This is a genomic window from Trebonia sp. (assembly GCF_049794275.1).
Lineage (GTDB): Bacteria > Actinomycetota > Actinomycetes > Streptosporangiales > Streptosporangiaceae > Trebonia.
Map to the genome: position 1 here is coordinate 1 of NZ_JBARCR010000617.1, position 5270 is coordinate 5270.

Here is a 5270-nt window from a genome sequence, read left to right on the forward strand (position 1 = left end):
GGGCCGGGGCACGGCACGGAGCCGGGCCGTGTAGCGCAGCGCCCTGGCGAGCGGCACGGCCGGATCGACCGCGTCCCCCTTTGGCACATACCCGATGGCGCTGGCGGAACGGGCCACGATGCCTGACGACGGCGGGCGGAGCCCGGACATAGCGTCGAGCAGCGCGCCCTTCCCCGACTCGCTGCCCCCGATGATCGCGACGAGCTCGTTATGACCGACAGCCAGCGATACATCCCGCAGAGTAACGGCGCCGGACCGGGTTCGCTGCCCGATCGCGCGCACCTCGATGGCCGCCCGCACGTTAACTATTGTCACTGGTTCCCGCGCGTGTCGCCGGGCGGGGTGCGCGCCGGCGTGTCAATACTGGACTTGTGACCGTATTCGCCTTGCTGGGCGGGATCGCGATCGGCGTGGTGATCGGGTACCTGCTGGCCCGTAACCGCTTCGCCACCGCGGCGGCTACCGCGCAAGAGCGCGCCCGCGCAGCGGAGGACAAGGCCGCGCTGATCGAGCGCACCGCGAGCGAGCGCACCGCGCTCGCCGACGGGCAGCTCGCGCAGCGTTTTGACGTGGAGACGCTGGTGGCGCCCATGCGGGAGACGCTGGCCCGCGTCGAGCAGCAGCTGCGCGAATCCGACATCGCGCGGACCCGGTCGCACGCGGAGCTCGCCCAGCAGGTCGAGTTCACCCGCCGCGGCGCTGAACAGCTCCGCGAGCAGACCCAGGCGCTCGTCACCGCGCTGCGGCGACCCGAAGCCCGCGGCCGCTGGGGCGAGCTCCAGCTGCGCCGGGTCGTCGAACTCGCCGGGATGGCCGCGCACTGCGACTTCGACGAGCAGGTGGTCGTCGAGGGCGGGCAGCGCCCCGACATGGTGGTCCGGCTGGCCGGCGGCAAGAACGTCGTCGTGGACTCCAAGGTGTCGCTCGCCGCCTACCTGGAGGCGGCGGCGTCGGCGGACGACGCGGTGCGGGAAGCGCGGCTCAACGCGCACGCCCGGCAGCTGCGGGCGCACGTCGACCAGCTCGGCGCGAAGGCGTACTGGTCCGCGCTGCCCGAGACGCCAGAGTTCGTCATCCTGTTCATCCCTGGTGAGGCGTTCCTCGCGCCAGCCCTGGAACGCGACCAGGAGCTGCTCGAGCACGCGCTGGCCCGCCGGGTGCACATCGCGACGCCCACGACCCTGGTGTCCATGCTGCGCACCGCCCAGTACGCCTGGCAGCAGCAGGCGCTCTCTGAGAACGCGCGGGCGGTGTTCGAGCTCGGCAGGGAGCTGCACGAGCGGCTGGCCGGCATGGGACGCCACGTGGACCGGGTCGGCAAGTCCCTGACGGCGGCGGTCGGCGCCTACAACCAGGCGGTCGGCTCGCTGGAAACCCGGGTACTCGTCAGCGCCCGGCGGCTCGCCTCGCTCGGCATCGTGAACGCGGAACTGCCCGCGCCCGCCGTCGTCGAGGAGACGGCGCGCACGCTGTCCGCGCCGGAACTCGTGGTCGCGGAGCCGCTGCCGTGACGACGGTGATACGTCGCAGAGAATCTTTCTCCGACACGGACGCGGCCGTCTCGCTGCGCGAACCCTACGGTCCGGGGGGTCCACAGTCCGCCGTCGCGGGGCGGTTCGGGGACCGTTCCGGGGGGTGGCTCGGGGGGTGGCTCGGGGGGTCGCGAGGGAGACGGCCAGGGGAGCGGCTGACCGGGCGCGGCGGCGTGCTCGTGGTGTTCGCGGGATGCTTCCTCGGCCTGCTGGTCGCGGACTGGGCGAACTGGGGGGAACTGGCCGACGCCGTGTTCTTCATGGCGAGCAGCCTGACCGCGTATTACGTGCGGCCGAGCGGGCTGCTGCCGGTGGTGGTGTCTCCCCCGCTGCTGTTCTTCGCCGCGTGCGTGCTGGAGAAGGCCCTGATCTCGGCCGGGCTGCTCGCGGCGTTCTCTGGCACCGTGGTCGCGCTGGCTAGCTCGGCGGGCTGGCTGTTCGCAGGGACCGGGCTGACGATCCTCATCGCGCTGCTGCGCGGCCTGCGTTCCGAGGTCCGCGCCCTGGTCCTGGCGCTGCGGTCGTTACCGCGGTGATCGCAGCTCGCGCGGGAGCTGGAACACCATCCGCTCCTTGACCGCCTCGACCTCTTCCACGTCCTCGAATCCGAGCGCTGCGAGCTTGCCGAGCACGCCGGCGACCAGTTCCTCAGGAACCGAGGCACCGCTCGTCACGCCCACCGTCGCGGCCCCCTCCAGCCAGCGGTCGTCGACCTCCCCGGCGTCGTCGACGAGGTAGGCGGCGCCCGCGCCGGCCTCCTTCGCGACCTCGACAAGCCGGACCGAGTTCGACGAGTTCGGCGAGCCGACGACGATGACCACGTCGGCGTCGCGGGCGATGACCTTGACGGCGGCCTGCCGGTTCTGGGTGGCGTAGCAGATGTCGTCGCTCGGCGGATCGATCAGCTGGGGGAAGCGCTCACGGAGCGCGCCGACCGTCTGCACGGTCTCGTCGACCGACAGCGTGGTCTGGGAGAGCCACACCACCTTGGCCGGGTCGCGCACCTCGACGCCCGCCGCGCTCTCGGGGCCGTCGACCAGCGTGACCCGGTCCGGGGCCTCCCCGGTGGTGCCGATGACTTCTTCGTGGCCCTCGTGGCCGATGAGCAGGATGTCGTAGTCCCCGGCCGCGAAGCGCCTGGCCTCGTTGTGCACCTTGGTGACGAGCGGGCAGGTCGCGTCGATCGCTCGCAGCCCGCGTTCCTCGGCCGCCTTCCGCACCTCGGGCGCGATGCCGTGCGCGGAGAACAAGATGACGCCGCCCTCCGGCACCTCCTCCGTGTCCTCGACGAACACGGCGCCGCGCTTTTCCAGCTCGTTGACGACGTGCGTGTTGTGCACAATCTGCTTGCGGACGTATACGGGCGCGCCGAACCGGGTGAGTGCGATCTCCACGGCTTGCACAGCCCGGTCGACCCCTGCGCAGTAGCCTCGTGGCTTCGCCAGCAGGACCCGGCGGTGGGTCTCAGACATGCCTCCCATCGTAGGCGAGAGACTCGGCCAGGCGAGCAGATGCCCTGCCTGCATTGGCAATCACTGTTAATCCCGCGCAGCCGGCTGACCCCGGACCGCACCCCCGTTGCGGGAGGAGCGAAGATACCGCCTTAATTAAGACACAACGGGCGAGCCCTATGCTGCGGCACACTGGGTATCTACCCGTCCCTTGAGGAGAGTGTGATATGCGTGTCCCGCAGGTGAGCGAGCGCGTCAAGGAAGCCCCGGCGCAAGCGCTGCGGGCGATGTTCGCGGGCATCGGCCAACTGCTCGCTGCTTCCGACAAGCTCCGTGGCAAGTCCGCCACTGATGAGGCAGCCGCCGAAGCCAAGGCCGCGGCCCCGAAAACCGTAACCCCCGAGACTGTGACGCCGGAAACCGTCACGCCGGAAACGGCGACACCAGAGACCGTCACGCCCGAAACAGTGACGCCGGAGACAGTGACGCCAGAGACTGTGACACCGGAAACGGCGACGCCGAAGACCGTCACGCCCGAAACCGTGACGCCGGAGACAGCGACGCCAGAGACTGTGACACCGGAGACTGTGACACCGGAGACTGTGACACCGGAGACTGTGACGCCGGAGACTGTGACGCCGGAAACGGTCACGCCCGAAACGGTCACGCCCGAGACTGTCACGCCCGAGACTGTCACGCCCGAGATGGGTGGCGGCCACGTGAAGCTGCTGCCCGGTGACGCGGCCCCTGCCGCCGCACCCGCGGCCTCCACCGAGGCACTGCCGCTGCCGAACTACGACGACCTGACGATCGCATCGCTGCGCGCCAGGCTGCGGAACCTGTCGGCGGACCAGCTTGCCCAGCTCGTCGACTACGAGAAGAGCCACGCGAACCGCGCTGACGTGGTCCAGATGTTCGAGCGCCGCATCACGAAGCTCGCCGAGGGCTAACCCGGCGTTCCGCGAAGATGATGGGCCGTTAGGCACCCTCTGGTGTGCTCAACGGCCCATCATCATGAGCCGGCGCCTGTCGCGCGCACCCAGCGTCCCACGAGTCACGTAGTCCTATTTCGGCAGGGCGCGGGTGGAGCGAGTTGGCACATAGGGCGCGAAACGTACCGAAAACTGTCCGATATGTCCGATTCCGGCGTAACTTTCGCGCCCTAAGTCATTGGCGAGCCCGCGGCCGGAGGTGAGTCGCGGCCCGGGCGGCCCGTCCGGGGCGCGGATGCCTGGCTTGCCCGGCGCGCGGCGGCGTGGACTGGCGCCACGATGGCCGAGCGACCCGACACGGGCCCTACGAGCGGGTGCGGCTGTCGCGCGAAATGCCGCTGACTGTCGGACCGGCGTGGTGGGATAGGGGCATGGCCCTCGAGACATCCGCTGAGTCGCCGGTTCCGGTGCGGACCGTGCTGCAGCTCGTGAGCGGCTGGATCGGGAAGCTCGGCCGGGTCTGGGTCGAGGGGCAGATCGCCGAGTGCAAGAAACGCGGCAACACGGTGTTCCTCACCCTCAGGGACCCGATCGCGGCCGTCTCCGCGCAGGTGATCTGCACGCGCCAGGTGTTCGAGGTGACCAACCCGCAGGAGGGCGCGCGGGTGGTGATCTTCGTCAAGCCCGATTTCAACGCCACCCGCGGCTCGTTCGCGTTCACCGCGCTGGAGATCCGCGCGGTCGGCATCGGTGAGCTGCTGGCGCGGCTGGAGAGGCTGCGCCGCGAGCTCGCCGCCGAAGGTCTTTTCTCATCAGAACGGAAGCGGCCGCTGCCTTTCCTCCCCACTGTCATCGGGCTGGTGTGCGGACGCGAGTCCGCCGCCCAGCGCGACGTCCAGGAGAACGCCGAACGCCGCTGGCCCGCCGTCAGGTTCCGGGTCGAGCAGACCGCGGTCCAGGGGCCGTACGCGGCCGGGGAGATCATCGCCGCGTTGCGCCGGCTCGACGAGGACCCCGAGGTTGACGTCATCGTGATCGCCAGGGGCGGCGGCTCACTCGAAGACCTGCTGCCGTTCTCCGACGAGGCGCTGATCAGGGCCGTGGCGGCCTGCCGAACCCCGGTGGTGAGCGCGATCGGGCACGAGCAGGACACCCCGCTGCTCGACTACGTGGCGGACCTGCGGGCATCGACCCCGACGGACGCGGCCAAGCGCATCGTGCCCGACGTCGCCGAGCAGCTCGCGCTGGTCACCCAGCTCAGGGACCGGGCACGGCGCAGCATGCGCGGCTGGCTCGACCGCGAGCTCGCCTGGCTGGACGCGGTCCGGTCCCGGCCGGCGCTCGCCGATCCGGTG

6 protein-coding genes are annotated in these 5270 nt (G+C 70.6%); 4 read left to right on the forward strand and 2 right to left on the reverse strand.

The window, feature by feature from the left end:
* A partial coding sequence (locus WA805_RS16550) for an ATP-binding cassette domain-containing protein (RefSeq protein WP_425242782.1) occupies positions 1–300 on the reverse strand: 300 nt, incomplete at its 3' end.
* Positions 301–314: 14 nt separating this feature from the next.
* On the opposite strand from WA805_RS16550, the gene WA805_RS16555 reads away from it, so the two are divergent.
* Positions 315–1511: a DNA recombination protein RmuC gene (locus tag WA805_RS16555; RefSeq protein WP_422287503.1), complete on the forward strand. Its 1197-nt coding sequence runs from the start codon at positions 315–317 to the stop codon at positions 1509–1511.
* Positions 1512–1516: 5 nt separating this feature from the next.
* Positions 1517–2068, forward strand: a complete 552-nt coding sequence (locus tag WA805_RS16560; protein ID WP_425242783.1) for a DUF6542 domain-containing protein — start codon at positions 1517–1519, stop codon at positions 2066–2068.
* On the opposite strand, the gene WA805_RS16565 is transcribed toward WA805_RS16560, so the two are convergent.
* Complete coding sequence (locus WA805_RS16565; protein ID WP_422279786.1) at positions 2057–3004, reverse strand: 4-hydroxy-3-methylbut-2-enyl diphosphate reductase; 948 nt, start codon at positions 3002–3004, stop codon at positions 2057–2059. The two genes, WA805_RS16560 and WA805_RS16565, sit on opposite strands and share 12 nt — an antisense overlap.
* Positions 3005–3270: 266 nt before the next feature.
* On the opposite strand from WA805_RS16565, the gene WA805_RS16570 reads away from it, so the two are divergent.
* Entirely contained in the window at positions 3271–3933 is a 663-nt protein-coding gene (locus WA805_RS16570; RefSeq protein WP_425242784.1) for a hypothetical protein, read from the forward strand.
* A gap of 413 nt (positions 3934–4346) precedes the next feature.
* A partial coding sequence (gene xseA / locus WA805_RS16575; protein ID WP_425242785.1) for an exodeoxyribonuclease VII large subunit occupies positions 4347–5270 on the forward strand: 924 nt, incomplete at its 3' end.

What these genes read in the sequence shown, in the direction of transcription:
- WA805_RS16565 (WP_422279786.1), bottom strand. Translation starts at nt 3,004, where the DNA reads ATGTCTGAGACCCACCGCCGGGTCCTGCTGGCGAAGCCACGAGGCTAC.
- WA805_RS16570 (WP_425242784.1), top strand. Translation starts at nt 3,271, where the DNA reads ATGTTCGCGGGCATCGGCCAACTGCTCGCTGCTTCCGACAAGCTCCGT.